Annotated in this window: 13 protein-coding genes and 1 pseudogene; 8 read left to right on the forward strand and 6 right to left on the reverse strand. The window is 26.4% G+C overall.

Features of this window, described 5'->3' with window-relative positions; genetic code table 11:
• Nucleotides 1–15 precede the first annotated feature (15 nt).
• Entirely contained in the window at nt 16–579 is a 564-nt protein-coding gene (grpE, locus tag QIA22_RS03155) for a nucleotide exchange factor GrpE (protein ID WP_301611708.1), read from the reverse strand.
• 376 nt (nt 580–955) lie between these two features.
• Here grpE and nadE point away from each other — a divergent pair, with 376 nt between their 5' ends.
• A complete protein-coding gene (nadE, locus tag QIA22_RS03160) occupies nt 956–2,494 on the forward strand; it encodes an NAD(+) synthase (RefSeq protein WP_301611710.1) in 1,539 nt (512 codons plus the stop codon).
• A 250-nt stretch (nt 2,495–2,744) separates the two neighbouring features.
• Nucleotides 2,745–2,934 (forward strand): annotated as a pseudogene (locus QIA22_RS03165) (inositol monophosphatase family protein); the annotation flags it as partial.
• 24 nt (nt 2,935–2,958) lie between these two features.
• On the opposite strand, the gene QIA22_RS03170 reads toward QIA22_RS03165, so the two are convergent.
• The gene (locus QIA22_RS03170) at nt 2,959–3,381 is read right to left on the reverse strand and encodes a hypothetical protein (RefSeq protein WP_301611711.1); all 423 of its coding nucleotides are present in this window, start codon (nt 3,379–3,381) and stop codon (nt 2,959–2,961) included.
• 103 nt (nt 3,382–3,484) lie between these two features.
• Between QIA22_RS03170 and QIA22_RS03175 the strand changes: the two genes are divergently transcribed.
• Entirely contained in the window at nt 3,485–5,305 is a 1,821-nt protein-coding gene (locus QIA22_RS03175; protein ID WP_301611713.1) for a hypothetical protein, read from the forward strand.
• Nucleotides 5,298–6,086, forward strand: coding sequence for a type III pantothenate kinase (locus tag QIA22_RS03180; RefSeq protein ID WP_301611715.1), 789 nt, complete (start codon nt 5,298–5,300; stop codon nt 6,084–6,086). The genes QIA22_RS03175 and QIA22_RS03180 overlap by 8 nt, the downstream gene beginning before the upstream one ends.
• A 19-nt stretch (nt 6,087–6,105) precedes the next feature.
• Here the strand turns inward: QIA22_RS03180 and QIA22_RS03185 are convergent, their stop codons facing one another.
• The 4 genes from QIA22_RS03185 to QIA22_RS03200 form a co-directional block, all read right to left on the reverse strand.
• Complete coding sequence (locus QIA22_RS03185) at nt 6,106–7,053, reverse strand: aldo/keto reductase (protein ID WP_301611717.1); 948 nt, start codon at nt 7,051–7,053, stop codon at nt 6,106–6,108.
• Between the two features lie 88 nt (nt 7,054–7,141).
• Nucleotides 7,142–7,951: a TIGR02757 family protein gene (locus QIA22_RS03190; protein ID WP_301611719.1), complete on the reverse strand. Its 810-nt coding sequence runs from the start codon at nt 7,949–7,951 to the stop codon at nt 7,142–7,144.
• Nucleotides 7,935–8,549 (reverse strand): glucosaminidase domain-containing protein, encoded by a 615-nt coding sequence (locus QIA22_RS03195; protein WP_301611720.1) that lies wholly within the window; start codon nt 8,547–8,549, stop codon nt 7,935–7,937. The genes QIA22_RS03190 and QIA22_RS03195 overlap by 17 nt, the downstream gene beginning before the upstream one ends.
• A gap of 2 nt (nt 8,550–8,551) precedes the next feature.
• Nucleotides 8,552–9,847 carry a hypothetical protein gene (locus tag QIA22_RS03200; RefSeq protein ID WP_301611721.1) on the reverse strand — a complete coding sequence of 432 codons (1,296 nt, stop codon included), beginning with the start codon at nt 9,845–9,847 and terminating at the stop codon, nt 8,552–8,554.
• A gap of 194 nt (nt 9,848–10,041) precedes the next feature.
• Between QIA22_RS03200 and QIA22_RS03205 the strand changes: the two genes are divergently transcribed.
• From QIA22_RS03205 to QIA22_RS03220, 4 genes are read left to right on the forward strand one after another with little or no spacing between them, the layout of a single operon-like run.
• Nucleotides 10,042–10,800, forward strand: a complete 759-nt coding sequence (locus QIA22_RS03205) for an MBL fold metallo-hydrolase (RefSeq protein WP_301611723.1) — start codon at nt 10,042–10,044, stop codon at nt 10,798–10,800.
• Between the two features lie 20 nt (nt 10,801–10,820).
• Nucleotides 10,821–11,588 carry an exodeoxyribonuclease III gene (xth, locus tag QIA22_RS03210; protein WP_301611724.1) on the forward strand — a complete coding sequence of 256 codons (768 nt, stop codon included), beginning with the start codon at nt 10,821–10,823 and terminating at the stop codon, nt 11,586–11,588.
• Nucleotides 11,589–11,603: 15 nt separating this feature from the next.
• Nucleotides 11,604–12,377: a hypothetical protein gene (locus QIA22_RS03215; protein ID WP_301611725.1), complete on the forward strand. Its 774-nt coding sequence runs from the start codon at nt 11,604–11,606 to the stop codon at nt 12,375–12,377.
• Entirely contained in the window at nt 12,358–15,159 is a 2,802-nt protein-coding gene (locus QIA22_RS03220) for a M16 family metallopeptidase (protein ID WP_301611727.1), read from the forward strand. Before QIA22_RS03215 ends, QIA22_RS03220 begins: the two co-directional genes overlap by 20 nt.
• The last annotated feature ends 28 nt before the right edge of the window (nt 15,160–15,187 follow it).

Consider the following 15,187-nt stretch of genomic DNA (forward strand, 5'->3'; position numbering starts at 1 on the left):
CCTCCTTTTTTCTAATTAATTTTTACTTTGAGCAACTTTAACTTTCGCTGTTCTTAATATTCTGTCGTTGTAGCAATATCCTTTTTGGTATACTTCTACTATTTCTGGATTTTTAAGGCCTTCTTTCTCTTCAATGCTTATTGCTTCATGACGACTTGGATCAAAATTTTCGCCATTTTCTCCAAATTTTTTTAAATTATATTTTTTATCAAAGATTGACAGTATTTCATTTTCAATCATACTGATTCCTGTTAATAAGTTGTCAAAATCTTTAGATTTTTTTGAAGAGTTAATAGCTCGTTCTAAGTTGTCAAGAAAATTAACGACATCTTTCATTATGGTTTCATTTGCAAATTTAACAAAATTGTCTTTTTCTTTTTCTAATCTTTTTCTGAAGTTTTCAAATTCTGCTTGTTTTCTTAAATACAAATCTTTAAGATTGGAGATTTCATTTTCAAGCTCAGCAATTTTTTTATCAGAATTTACTAAATTTAAGTTTTCTTTTTTTTGAGATTTTGTATTTTTGTTATCTTGTTTGTTTGGTTTTTCAGATTCGCTTTTAGTTTCTTTTTTTTCCATTTTTCCTCCTTTGATAAAGCATTTTATCTTTAAAAAAAATATTTTACAAATTTTTTTCTTTCTTAAAATTTAATAAAATTGATTCATTTTGATCATTTGCAAGATGTATATTTTTCTTAAGCTTTCAGTAATAGTGTTGTATTGATACATATTGTTATTTGGTTAAATGTTCGTGTGTATTTTTTTGTCAAAATAAAAAATTTTATTTTTTTATTTATAAAAATATTTTTGGTATCATTTTTCTGATTTTGTTTGTTTTTAGTACTTTTATAGACGTTCTTAATATTAAGGCATTGTAAAATGTGGGTGAGTATTGATTTTTCGAGGCTATTAATTTTTTGTTGTAATTTAATTTATTATTGCTTATTATTTACCTATGAAAATAAGCATTGCTCAAGCGAAATACAGAGCTTTAGATTTTAATAAATGTATTACTGATTTTAAAACTAATTATGATGAAGCCTTGCTAAGAGGATCAGACGTTTTAGTTTTTCCTTCTATGTTTTTAGGCAAGACCAAGTATAGTGATTTGTTTGTGCATTCTAAATATTCTCAAAATATATGTAAGTTCACCGAATTTATGAAAGAACAGGTTAATGATAACACTTTAATTGTTTTTGGTCATAGTGTTTATAAGGGCGGCAAATTTGTAGATATTGTTTCTATCATTAGTAATCATAAAGTTATTCTAACTGTATCTCAAGGTAATTTGCCTGGGTTTTTTAGTTATAAGGACAATTTATTTGCTGTATTAAATTTTGACGATGATTTGTTGTTTGAAGAATTAATTCCCAAATTTGGCGAGGATTTAAAGAAGGCTCAGTATTTAATAATACCGTCCAAATCTTATTTCACTAAGGAAAAGAATAATCTTAGGTTAAAATTCTTTGAAAGAGTTGCTATTGAGAATAATCTAGATGTTGTTTATTCAAATTTTTATGGGGTTGAAGATTCTGCAGTTTATGATGGACGTAGTTTTTTTATTAATAGTTTTGGCAAGATAAAACAAGCCAAAGGATTTGAATTTGATTTTATATCTAATGATACATTTCAAGATTTAAAATTTGATACATGTAATGAGTTATTTGAAAAAATTATTTTGGCAATATCTCTTGTTTTAAGAGAATATGTTTCTTTTTCGGGGCTTTCTAAAGTTCATTTGGGGGTATCTGGGGGGATTGATTCTGCTCTTGTTGCGTGTCTTGCATGTTTTGCTTTGGGCGCTGAGAATGTTGTTGGAATTTCTATGCCTAGTAAATTTTCATCAGCAGATTCTATTTCTGATGCTAAAGAGCTTTCTAGAAAATTGGGTTTTAAATTGATTGAAATGCCAATAAAAGATTTATTTGAGGTAAGCAGTAGATTTTTTGAAGGATATTTTGATGTTAAAGGCGTTACGGGAGAAAATTTACAAGCTCGGTTAAGGGGGCTTTTATTAATGTCTTATAGTAATTCTCAAAATTCTTTGCTTTTAAATACTGGAAACAAAAGCGAGATTGCAGTTGGTTATTGTACTCTTTATGGGGATACTTGCGGAGGACTTGCTTTGATTGGAGATCTTTTTAAGACGGAGGTTTATGATCTTGTAAAGTACATCAATGCAAAGCTTGACCAATGTATTATTCCTGTTAATATTATTTTAAAGGAGCCTTCAGCTGAGTTAAGGTTTGATCAAAAAGATAGTGATTCTCTTCCAAAATATGAAGTTCTTGATGTTATTTTAAATAGATATTTGATTGACAATGAATCTGTAGATTCAATTTATCTTAATTTTGAAAAAGATATAGTTGATAAAGTCTTAAATCTTTATTTTAAAAATGAATACAAAAGAAGGCAGGGAGCCCCTATAGTTAAAGTTTCTAAAAAAACCTTTGGTTTTGAGCTTTCAATGCCTATTTTAAATAATATGATTTGAAATTGTGATTGGGGCTTGATTTTTTAAATTCTTTGCTTTTTTTAAAATTTTATTAATAATATTTTTTACTGGAAAAAATTGGAAAACAGTTTTTTAAGTTCAAATTGAATTTTTATGCCTTTAAATCTATTTAATAGACATAGCTTGCCATAGTACAGATCTGTTTTTTTATTGCTTGCTTAGTGTATTAATATTATTAATTTTTATGTTGTTATAGCTTAAATAATGCAAGTCCTTTTTAAGTATTAAAGGTAATAAAGTGGTCATGGTTGGTGAATTTATTGTGGCAATAAAATGGCATTGGATATCTTAGATTCAATGTATATTTTAGAACTTAGCAATTAAAAAGATGGTCCTTGAAAGATTTTTTTATTTATTTTGACAATAAATCAATAATAGACATTGTAAGAAAAGGCGCAAATAAAAAAATTAATAAGTAAGATATAGAAAAAATTTGAAAATTATTATTTATGTTTTGCGGCTTTGTTGTTATTAGATTCAATGTCGAGTGTTTTGATTAGCTTGTTTAAGGTCCAGCTTGAAAATTTTATGTAAAGCATTTTAATTGGATTTTTTGTATTTTTTTTTAGCACTTTTAATGATTCTATATTCATTAAAGCTATTATTTCTTTTAGCGTTTTTGGCAAATTATTGAAAATTTTGGAACCGACTTTATGTCCTTCTAGAATAAAATTTTGAAGAGTTATTTGATCTTTTTTTTGTAGGCGTCTCATATATAGCTTCAAAATACGCTCTTGAGATTTCATAATTTCTGAATTAATTTGTTCTTGTTTTTTAGTAATTTTTTTCTTGTTTTCAATAATAGGCTTTTTAGGTAAAGACTTGTAAGGGTTTGTTCCTGGAATATAATTTTTAGGAATTTTCATATATTTTACTCCTATTTAACTAGCTAACCCATAATTTTATTATTTTTTTTGTTTTTATGCAATCAATATTGATATTTTGATTTTTTATGATTAGAATCATCATATGAAGGAGTTTTTAAGGGCAGCGGCTTTTAATTTATTGCTTGGTGCTGTAATATTGTTTTTTGTTATTTTTTTACAATTTAGGAATTTAAACTTAAATATATTTTTTTTAAAAGATATAAAATTAGAAGTAAATAATAAGGTTGAAAATAGTGAATATATTTTAAATGATATTGTTGTTAATGTTAGGGGACTTAGGATATTTTTGTCCAAACTTAATCCACTTGTTGTTTTAGAAACAGGTTTGAATCTTTTGCCCATCTCTTATAAGGTGCAAGACACGGGTATTTATGTTTATTTTGAGAATAATATTTTTCTCGGATTTTTGCTTGATTCAGAAAATAATTTTAGTGTTGAATCAAATCTCTCTAAGAGCTTTTTGTTAAGCTATGAAGTTGAAGATCATTATGAAGTTTTATTAGATAAGCCGAATATTTCAATAAGACAAGGGGAAAATTTTGAATATAAAATCTTTTTAGGAGAAAATGTAAAAATAAGAGAAAAAGATATTTTGATTTCTCCTCAAGCAGCATTTAGAATTGGCAATGCTGTTTATATCGATTCATCAAATAAAAATATTCCAAATTCCACTGTAGAGAGCAATAGAGGCAATAAAATTAATGTATTAGATTATTCTATTATGCAGTCAAAAATTAAAGAGGTGGATAATAAAATTTTTAATGATGCTTTAAACAATTTTAGACAAAGTGCTTATGATTCTTGGAACAATCCTGTTAATTTTAATGTTTCAAAGGGAGGATGGCTTAAATACGGTGATTATAGCTTTGATGAAAATTTAATGGTTTGTTTTTTGGCAGAATCTTTAATCAGAGGGGATCACGAGTCAATATTTTTAAAATTAAATTCTTTATTAGCTAAAAATGAACATAAGTTGACCTATTTAAGTTTAAATTATTTTGCTAATTCGGATCAATTCGATAAATTTTTTTCTTATTTATCAAGAAATAAAACTTTTATTGACTCTCTTGAAGAAGACAGGCTTATGGTTTATTTAAAGGAGGATCCTCGTCTTTTGGAAAAAATTTTTTTATCAGAAAACGGTTCCAAATTAAATAGTGCTTTAAATCTTCTCAAAGATCCTAAAAAAATATTAAGTTCTAATTTTAATTTTAGCCAAGCCTATAACATTCTCTCTAATTATCTTACTTTTCTTAAGATTAGAAGTGAAGATTCGTTTTATTCAAATTTTAAAAAGGAGCTTTATAAATTTGTATTTACTTTATTTGGTGTTACAGATGAAGGAAAGGTATATATATTAAATAATATTAATTCAGCTGATGTTGTTGAGTATGCATTAAAAATTTCTGGGGTTCTTAAAAGAATAGCATTTTATTTAAAAGATAATTTAATATTAAAGCTTTCATTTAATGCGATTTATTATTCTTTAATGAGTGATTATGCCAAAGAAATTCCTTATGAAAGCTGTTATTCTGATATTATTGATAATCAATATATGCCCCAATTTATCTTTATTTTTGATAATGGATCTATCAGGTGGATATATGCTGCTTCTAGGATTTTAAATCGTGAAATTACTGATGCCAAGGTTGCAATTGATTTTGATCAAGAGCTTAATTATTCAAGTTATATATTTTTTGGAAATATTTTAAATCCGACTTTAGTTAGATTTAGAGAAATTGATTGGTTTACAGATTATAAGTTTTACGTATATTCTGATGGTTGGAAGTATTATCCTTTGAGCAAAATTTTGGTTATTAAAGCAACACCCAAGAAAAAGAAGACCTTTAGTCTTTTATTAAGATTTGACAAAATTGCAAAAAAAATAAATATTTATGAATAAGCCTTTATTATTAGAATTGATAATTGACATTGGAAATACTAGCATTGCTTTTGCCTTGTTTAAAGATAATCAAGTTAATTTATTTATTAAAATGAAAACAAATCTTATGTTAAGGTATGATGAGGCTTATAGCTTTTTTGAAGAAAATTTTGATTTTAATGTAAATCAAGTTTTTATAAGCAGTGTTGTTCCTATTCTTAATGGAATATTTAAAAACGTCATTTTTTCTTTTTTTAAGATAAAACCCTTGTTTATTAGTTTTGATTTAAATTATGATTTAACGTTTAATCCTTACAAAATCGATAAATTTTTACTAGGTTCAGATGTTTTTGCCAATCTTGTTGCGGCCATTGAAAATTATTCATTTGAAAATGTTTTGGTAGCAGATCTTGGAACAGCTTGTACCATTTTTGCTATTAGTAGGCAAGATGGAATACTTGGCGGTCTTATAAATTCTGGTCCTTTGATAAATTTAAATTCGTTAATAGACAATGCCTATCTCCTTAAGAAATTTCCCCTTAGCACCCCAAATAATCTTTTAGAGAGAACTACATCTGGGAGTGTAAACAGTGGTTTGTTTTATCAATATAAGTATTTAATAGAAGGTGTTTATCGTGATATTAAAAAGATGTATAAAAAAGAATTTAATTTAATAATTACTGGGGGTAATGCTGACCTAATTTTGCCATTAATTGAGATAGAGTTTATTTTTAATATTTATTTAACCGTAGAAGGTGTTAGAATTTTAGGAAATTCTATTGACTTTAAGTTTGTTAATTGAATTATTTGTTTTTAAAGTTTTAAATTTTTTTGTTAAATAAATTTGGGAAGTTTTTTGTTTGGTGATTAAAATTATCTAGAATTGATGTAATTTCTTTATATACTTTATCATTAATTTCTGCTTTAAATGAATTTAAGTTTGATTCTACATGATTTTCCTTGCTGAAACCCACTATAAATCCACTTAATTTTGTTTTTTTAAGCCATGAATATGTTAATTCTAAAATTGTTAGGTTATTTATCTTGGCTATCTTTTCAAGTTTATTTATGGTTTTTAAAGTAAAGGGCCAAATTTCTTTTTTAAAAAGTATAAGTTTTTCTGTTCTAGTATCATTAAATTTGTTTTTATCTTTTATATTAGATTTAGATAAAAGTCCTTGAGCAATTGTTGAATATGATATGGTGGCAATATTGTTGTTTTCACAGTAAGGAATTACATCTTTTTCTTTATTTCTAAATAAGGGGTTGTATCCTATTTGGTTTACGTCAATTTTGCAAACTTTTTTTATGCTTTCCATGTGTGATATTTCAAAATTACTTACACCTACATATTTTATTTTTTCTTTTGCTCTCATTTCTTCAAGAAATGATGCGATTGGTCTTAGGTCAAAATCGTTTTTAGGCCAGTGTATATAATAAATATCTATATAATCAGTTTTCAAATTTTCAAGACTTTCGTTAAAGTTCTTTATATATTCTGAAATTTCCATTGGATAGCATTTACTTGCAATTAAAATATTTTCTCTTATTGTTGGATCTTTTTCTATTATTTCACCAATTATTTTTTCTGAAATTCCATTTCCATAAGCTCTTGCGGTATCAATATTTCTGAGTCCGTGTTTATATGCTTTTTTTAATATATTTTTAGCGGTTTCTTTTTCGACTTGTTTAAAATATCCTCCTCCAAATTGCCAAGACCCCAAAATTAATTTACTATAAGTATTTATCTTTTCCTTAAGATTATTCACAGATTCTCCTTTTTATTTTATGATAAATTGATATTTTTGTTTTAATGATTTAAGTATGTCTTATTTTAAGTGTTTTATAAATAAAATTTTATAGTTTGTTAATATTTTTTAGTAATTTTTCTTTATTAAAATCTCTATTTATTCCAAATCTGGTTAAAGAGAAATCGTATTTTACAGGATCTTCTTTATTTTCTTTTGAAAAATAACTTGTAATTTTTATTGCTTTTTTAAGATTTACGTTTTTTATTTCTTTGATTTTAAATAGTTTTGAAGCAATATTTGTCATATGAGTGTCCATTGGCACTATAAGCTCATTAGGATTGAATTTGTTCCAAATGCCCAAATCGACGTCATCTTTACGTATCATCCATCTTAAGAATAAAAAAAGTCTTTTACAAGAACTTCCCTTTGAGGGCTTTGGAAGCAGCATTCCAAATTCTCTTCCATTTATTTTTTCCATATGCTTTATTAATTCATCTATGCTGAGTATAAAATTTTGGTTTTTATAATAAATACTGTAAAGAAGATTTTCAACTGTTTGGTGTTGTTCTTTTATTATCTTAAGGGTGCACAGTAGCCTTACAATATCTTCCTCTTTGAAAAATCTATAAACAAATCCTTTAAATATTTCTTTTAAGTCTTTTTCATTTAACAACTTAAGGGTATCAGAAGGTGATTTGCCAAGTGGTTTAAGTATTGTCTCGATTGCTTCTAAAATTTTTTCTACTTTTCCAAGTGACAATGAGGAACTAATGAGCCCCACAAGTTCAATGTCTTCTTTTTCTTTATACCTATATAAAAATTCTAAAGGATCAGGATGTATAAATTTTTTTTTATTATATTTTGAATATATTTTTTCTAGAAAATCATATAGTGAGCTTTTAGCTTTTATTTGCATTATTATATTCTAATAGTTCTAATAATATTTTTTTAAGTTTTTTATCGTAAAATTGGTCTTTTGCCCATTTCCCAGTCAAATCATATATTGTTGGAGCAGATCCTCTTTTAACAAGGTAAAATCTAGGATCAACCATATTTGATTTGATATTTTGTTTTGATGCATAAGCTTTTAAATGTTGAATATGAGCTTTAATTCCTTCTGTAATATTGGAAAAGGAATTTCCTTTTGTAAGATTATTAGTAGCGCCTATTCCTGAAAAATTGTTTTGTTCTTTTGAAACTATTCCATTAAATTTTAGAGCCCCTGTTTCTAGTAGCATTTGAGCATAGGCAATATCATAATTAACTCCCTCAATCAAAGATTCGTCTATATAGGTTTTGGCAACAGTATTTACATAGTTTTTGTCAAGGTCTGGATTTATTTCTAAAGTATATTTTACAAGATCTTCCAGTTGAGTTTTGCCTCTACTTATTAAAAAGGGAATGTATTTTTCTGTTTGTATTTCAGTACTGATTTCGATTACCTCTTCATTACTATGAGCTTTATTTGTTAGAAAGATGCTGAGCATTGCAAATAGCAAGAGTTTTTTTATCATTATTATTTTTCCTCTTCAATAAATTTATTAATTTCATTAACAATAGAATTAAATTTTGATAACATTGATTTTTTGTTTTTTAAAAAATTAAAACTTTTTAAATAGTTTCTGCTAAAAATAAGATCAGAAATTTCTGCAATATTGCTTATGTCTGTTAGCTTTATAGAGCTTGTATTAGCAATTTTTGTGTGGAGGTCCTTTTCATTTTCTTTTAAAATTAGTTGTAAGTTTTTTAAATTTCTTATTGTTTGCGGTTTTCCTCCTATATTGATATATTTTATTATGTTTGTGTTTTTTGCAAGGATAAAATTAGCAATATTTGCTTGATTTCCTAGTGTAATTAACGTTAGTTTATTAAGGTTGATTTTTGAATTTAAAAATTCTAAATTTTGACTTGATTTTGCTAGTTCAATAATGTTTTGAATATCATTCTCAGTAGATACAATATCAGCTTTTTCGTTAAGGATATTGGCAGGTTCAATTAAATAACCAATGCTTTTATTGATTACATAGCTAAATATACTTTTATGGCTATTTTTAATAAAATCGTAGCTTTTCATATGTTTATATTTTGGTGAATATAAATAAACAATTTTTCCTTTCTTAACAAGCCCGCTAACCAGGGATTTAAACATTGAATCGTGAGAATAGTAAGGAAGTATGAGCAAAACAGAATCATATAGTTTTTGGTTATTGCTAATAAAGGCTTGTTTATATATATTATTCTGTTTTGGTAAATAATTCATTTCATTTATGAAAAAAGGATTAAATTCGTACAAAAGAAATGGATTTTGTTTTTTAAGGCCCAATGTTGAGCTTACAGGGTACCAAATCGATAAGTTTAAATTATTTTTGTGATCTTTAATTCTTGCAAATCCGATTTGATAGCTATTGTTTTCATCTTTGGGATAGTTTATAAAAAGTGCTAAGTATGAAAAAATAGTTGCAATAATAACGGTTAAAATAGCAGGCATTACAAGTATTGTTTTTAGCAAAATTGAAAGAAATATTCCTTTTGATTGTTTTATAGACCTGTTGCCTCTATTTCTTCTTCTGCTATTTGCTATTGTTTTTATGTTTTTAAAGAAAATGATTAGCATAAAGATTAAGAATATACTGCCAATATATAACATTAATGGTCTGATTTCTGTAAAGTATAAAGTTATTACAAAAAATGTGCCTGGGAATATTATGAAGCAGTCTTCATAAGTAAATTCTTTTTTAAAATTAAATAAATTTACTATTAAAAATATGCTAAAACTAGTTAAGAAAATGAGTTCATAAATTTGCGTATCCATAAAAATAATTTTTCCTTAAATAATTATAAGCATAAAAGCAATTTTTCCAAAACAGTTTACAGAATTGATTATTAAATAGTGTTAATCTAATTTTAGATTTAAGAAGAGGTATTTAATTAATAGAGTTTATTTTTGTTTAATATAAAATGTTGTGTTAAAATAGATTATGTTTTACAGGCGAAAGGTAGTAACATATGGTTGGAACCTTTTTGGGAACTGGCGCTTCAAGTGGTGTTCCTATGTTAAATTGTAGCTGTAAAGTTTGTACTTCGAGTTTTAGTAAAAATAAAAGATTGAGAAGTTCTTTTTTCCTTGAGGTTTCTGGCATCAAATTGTTGATTGATACAGGTCCTGATATTAGACAACAACTTTTAAGAGAGAATATAGATAAGCTTGATTTAGTGCTTTACACCCACGAACATTATGATCATGTTATGGGTTTTGATGATATTAAGTTTTATACACGAACTGCTCCTTTAAACATTTATGCCAGAGATACTGCTATGATTCACATAATGAATGCTTTTCCACACAATTTTACATCCAAGCCTTCTTTAAGCGGAAAAGCCGACATTATTCCTAATGTGGTTAAGGATTTTAAGCCTATTTTTTTTAAAGGTCTAAAGATAGTTCCAATTCCTTTGATTCATGGAGAGATAGTTAGTTTGGGTTATAGGATAGACAATTTAGCGTATCTTACTGATGTTAAATTTATTCCTGAAGCGTCCTATGATTATTTAAAAAATTTAGATCTACTTATAATAGATGCTATGAGGATTAAGCCTCATCCGGCTCATTTAAATTTTTCAGAGGCCATTCGTGAGATTAAAAAAATCAATCCCAAAATTTCTTACTTTACGCATATTTCACACGATATAATGCATGAAGAATTTGATTATTTAGAAAAAGACAATATTTATTTAGCTTATGATGGATTAAAGATTTATATTTGATTTAAATTTAAAGAGGATTTATGAAATTAATTTCATGGAATGTAAATGGAATTAGAGCTATTTTAAAGAAAGGTTTTCTTGAGTTTGTAAAGGAATATGCTCCAGATATTTTGTGTGTTCAAGAAACTAAAGCCTTAAGAGAACAGTTGCCAAAGGATTTAATTCTTGAAAATTATTATTCTTATTTTTCAAAGTCAAAAATTAAAGGTTATAGTGGTGTTTGTATTTATTCTAAAGTTAAGCCTATTGCTGTAAATTTACTTGGAAAAGAAATTTTTGACAATGAGGGTAGGGGGCTTGTAGCATACTATGATGATTTTGTGTTAATTAATGGTTATTTCCCCAATTCTCAAGCTTTAAGAAGAAGACTTGTTTATAAACTTGATTTTTTATCTTATGTTGAAAATTTTATAGATTCTCTTGTGGATGGTGGAAAAAATGTAGTAATTTGTGGTGATTTTAATATTGCTCACACTCAGATTGACCTTGTAAGTCCTGATTCTAATAGAGATTCTCCCGGATATTATATTGAAGAAACCACTTGGCTAGATACCTTTTTAAACAAAGGATATGTGGATACATTTAGGATATTTAATAAGGAGCCCGGTTATTATACTTGGTGGAGTTATAGAGCAAGAGCTAGGGAGAGAAATATGGGTTGGAGAATTGATTATTTTGTTGTTAATGAATTTTTTAAGAGAAATGTTAAAAAATCTCTAATTTTAGACGAAGTAATGGGAAGTGATCATTGTCCTGTTTTTTTAGAGTTGGCTGATGTAGTTAGCTAAAGGGAGGAAGCTAGATTGAAAAAAAACATTGCAATTTTTTATTTAATATTTAGTGTTAATTTTAGTTTTGGCATTGATTTAAATGATTTTGATTTTTATCGCAGTCTTGAAAAGGAAGAATTAATATTTTTAATTAATTTATTAAAGAGAGAGCAACTTGTTTTGGCAAATAGTTGTGCTTTAGAGTATATTGACTTAGCTTATAGGGCGTTAAAAGAAAAAAACATAAATTTATTATTAAAAAATGACAAAGAATTAGCAGTAGATAGCAATAAGCATTTAAGACAATCTAAGAAATATAACAATGCAAGACTTATCTTTAAGGCCACAAAGGATTTAAATACTTTGGTTCATATTAGTAGGGATGGGCTTTTAAAGACTTTAGATGGTAGAAGCGTAAGTGTTAATAAGGATAATAAATTTATTATTTTAGATTCTTTTTTGAATAACGATTTTTATGATGATGTTCCAAGAGAATATACCACTATTGAAATTTATAATAAAAGCATTTTAATGCCTAATTTAAATAAATTTCTTCTAGATAAGCGTTTAAATCCTTTTATTTATCTTGAAGATTTTAATAAAAACGTTTACTTAAATGATATTCCAAAATTAAGCAAAGAAGAGTTGTTGTTTTTATTTTATGAACTATTTCCAGTTTCTAAGCTAAAGAGTTTAAAAGATTGGAATGATTTTGGATTTTCATCTATTTTAAAAGTATTGAATAAAATTTATTCTGAAAAAGCAAATTCAATAAGGGGGAGTGCAAATGAATTATCAAAGAATTAAAAATTATTTTAAATTTACAAGTGTTTTTCTATTTTTTTTGTTTTCTTGTGTTTCTAATGACATAAAGTTAGATCAAAGTTTGGTAAAAGGAAAACTTGTTAATGGGTTAAGGTATTATATTTATAAAAATCAAACCCCAAAGAATGCCGTTAATATAGGGATTGTTTTTAATGTAGGCTCTCTTAATGAAGAAGATAATGAGAGGGGAATAGCGCATTATCTTGAACATATGGCTTTTAATGGTACAAAAGATTATCCAGGCAATTCAATAGTTGATGTTCTTAAAAAATTTGGAATGCAATTTGGTGCTGACATTAATGCTGCTACTAGTTTTGATTTCACTTATTATAGACTTGATTTGTCAGATGGTAATAATAAAGATGAAATTGATGAATCTATAAATATTTTGAGAAACTGGGCTTCTCAAATCAGTTTCATGAAAGAAGAAATAGATTTGGAACGAAATATTATTATTGAGGAAAAAAAGCTTGGCGAGACTTATCCTAGTAGAATTTATGAAAAAATGTATAAATTTTTGACAAGCGGGAGTCTTTATGAATTTAGAAATCCTATTGGACTTGAAGAGCAGATTTTGTCTTTTCAGTCAGAGGATTTTAAAAAATTTTATAGAAAGTGGTATAGGCCAGAACTTGCAAGTGTTATTGTGGTAGGAGATATTAATCCTATAGAAATTGAAGAGAAAATAAAGAAGCAATTTATTTCTTGGAAAAATCCAACCGATAAAATTAAAAAGGTAAAAATAAGTTTAGATGTAGAGCTTAAAGATAAGTTTTTACTTTTAGAAGATTTGGAAGTAGGAGAGCCCAGCTTAATGTTCTTTAAAAAGGAAATTATTAACTTTATAAAGACCAAAGATGACGTTTTAAATGATATTAAAAGGTCTTTATTGTCTGCTCTTTTTGAAAATAGATTTTCTGAATTAAAGACAGCTGGGGTAAAGCATTATAAAAATGTTTCAAATAAAGAGTTTTTTTCATTTAAGTCAGATAACAATACTATTGTTGCAAGATCGATTTCTTTAAGCTTTAATCCAGATCATTTGAACGCAGGAATACAAGACTTTTTTTATGAGCTTGAGAGGATAAGAAAATTTGGATTTACCCAGGGTGAGTTTGAGAAAGTTAGATCTCAATTTTTAAAATCTTTAGAATTAAGAAAAAAGAATATAAATAAAACAAATTCATGGGCTATTTTTCAAGATTTGATAGAAATTGCTATTAATGGTTCTAATAAATTTGATGTGAATGAATATTGCGATCTTTCTGTTCAATATTTAGAAAAAATTGATTTAAAGACAATAAACAATCTTGTAGAAAGAGAGTTTGATGTAAAAAATTGTACAATTTTTTATTCTTATCATGGAGGAGCACATCCCGTTTTGACTTTTGAAGATATTGACAATCTTCAAAAAATAGCTTTAAAAGGAGAATTAAAGTCTTATGAGGATTCTTCAATTGAAGGTAAATTTTTTGAGAAGGCTTTAGATGATAAAGATATTATTAGAGAAAATGAGTTTGAAAATGAAATTTCATCATTTGTTCTTGAAAATGGGGTTGAAGTTTATTTTAAATATAATGATCAAAAAAAGGGTGTAATTGATTTTAGTGCAAGTTCTTGGGGAGGTTTGCTCAATGAGGATTTAAAACTTATTCCCGTTTTATCTTTTGCACCTAGAATAGTATCTGGTTCGGGATACGGTGATTATTCTGCATTACAGATTGAAAAATATTTATCAGATAAAGCTGTTTCTTTAAGTGTTGGTGTTGGAGCTCAAGAATCATATATTGCTGGAAGTTCAGATAAAAAAGATCTTGAAACTCTTTTCCAGCTTATATATTTTACTTTCAAGGAACCCAAGATAGATGATGTTTTTTTACAAAATGCTATTAATAACATAAAAGCATTAATAAAGAGTAATGAAAATAGCTCTAATTATCATTTTAAAAAAGCTATTGGTAAATTTTTAAACAATAATGATCCTAGATTTGAAGATGTAAAAGATAGTGATTTACAATATCTTACAAAAGAAAATATTTTATCTTTTTATAAGAAAAGGTTTACCTATGCAAATAATTTTAAGTTTGTCTTTGCTGGAGACTCAGATATTCAGACAATAAAGGCTTATTCAAAGAAATATTTAGGCAATCTTAACTTTAAAGAAATAAACGAGTATAAAGATTTAGATTACTCTTATAGTAGAAATTTTAATAAAATAGTTGTAAGGAAAGGAAAAAATTCAACTGGCTTTGCTTATGTAGTTTATCCTTTTAAATTTAATTATTTAGCAGAAACCTCGTTAAATTTAAATGCTTTAGCAGATCTTTTAACAGATGGCCTTATAAAAAATATTAGAGAAAAAATGTCTAGTGTTTATGCAATTCAAGCCTCTTTTGACTCCAATTTAAGAAAAAATATGGATTCTGATGGTATTTTGTCTATTTTTTTTACTACCGAGCCTAAGGAACTTGACAATGTTTTAAATTCCATTAATCGCTATATGGTCGAAAGGCAAAAAATAGATTTTAATGATAAAGATTTTTCTTATGTTAAGAAGAATTATATTAAAAATACAAAAATAAATTCAGAGAAGAATGGTTATTGGATTTCAAATATATTGGCGTCATTATCCTGGTATGGAGTATTTAAAAATAATTTTGGTGTTAAGTTTATAGAGACAAACTTAAACAAAGATTTAATAAATGAATTCTTTAAGAAAATTAATCTTGATGAAAGAGCAGAGATATTATTAATACCTGAATAGTCTGTGTTTGCTTAAAAAACATTCTTGT

The organism is Borreliella kurtenbachii (assembly GCF_030437945.2).
GTDB lineage: Bacteria > Spirochaetota > Spirochaetia > Borreliales > Borreliaceae > Borreliella > Borreliella carolinensis.

Excerpts from the sequence above, each read along its gene's own strand:
- QIA22_RS03220 (WP_301611727.1), top strand. The coding sequence starts at position 12,358 with ATGAATTATCAAAGAATTAAAAATTATTTTAAATTTACAAGTGTTTTT.
- QIA22_RS03205 (WP_301611723.1), top strand. The coding sequence starts at position 10,042 with ATGGTTGGAACCTTTTTGGGAACTGGCGCTTCAAGTGGTGTTCCTATG.
- QIA22_RS03190 (WP_301611719.1), bottom strand. The coding sequence starts at position 7,951 with ATGCAAATAAAAGCTAAAAGCTCACTATATGATTTTCTAGAAAAAATA.
- QIA22_RS03170 (WP_301611711.1), bottom strand. The coding sequence starts at position 3,381 with ATGAAAATTCCTAAAAATTATATTCCAGGAACAAACCCTTACAAGTCT.
- xth (WP_301611724.1), top strand. The coding sequence starts at position 10,821 with ATGAAATTAATTTCATGGAATGTAAATGGAATTAGAGCTATTTTAAAG.
- nadE (WP_301611710.1), top strand. The coding sequence starts at position 956 with ATGAAAATAAGCATTGCTCAAGCGAAATACAGAGCTTTAGATTTTAAT.
- QIA22_RS03175 (WP_301611713.1), top strand. The coding sequence starts at position 3,485 with ATGAAGGAGTTTTTAAGGGCAGCGGCTTTTAATTTATTGCTTGGTGCT.
- grpE (WP_301611708.1), bottom strand. The coding sequence starts at position 579 with ATGGAAAAAAAAGAAACTAAAAGCGAATCTGAAAAACCAAACAAACAA.
- QIA22_RS03180 (WP_301611715.1), top strand. The coding sequence starts at position 5,298 with ATGAATAAGCCTTTATTATTAGAATTGATAATTGACATTGGAAATACT.
- QIA22_RS03195 (WP_301611720.1), bottom strand. The coding sequence starts at position 8,549 with ATGATAAAAAAACTCTTGCTATTTGCAATGCTCAGCATCTTTCTAACA.
- QIA22_RS03200 (WP_301611721.1), bottom strand. The coding sequence starts at position 9,847 with ATGGATACGCAAATTTATGAACTCATTTTCTTAACTAGTTTTAGCATA.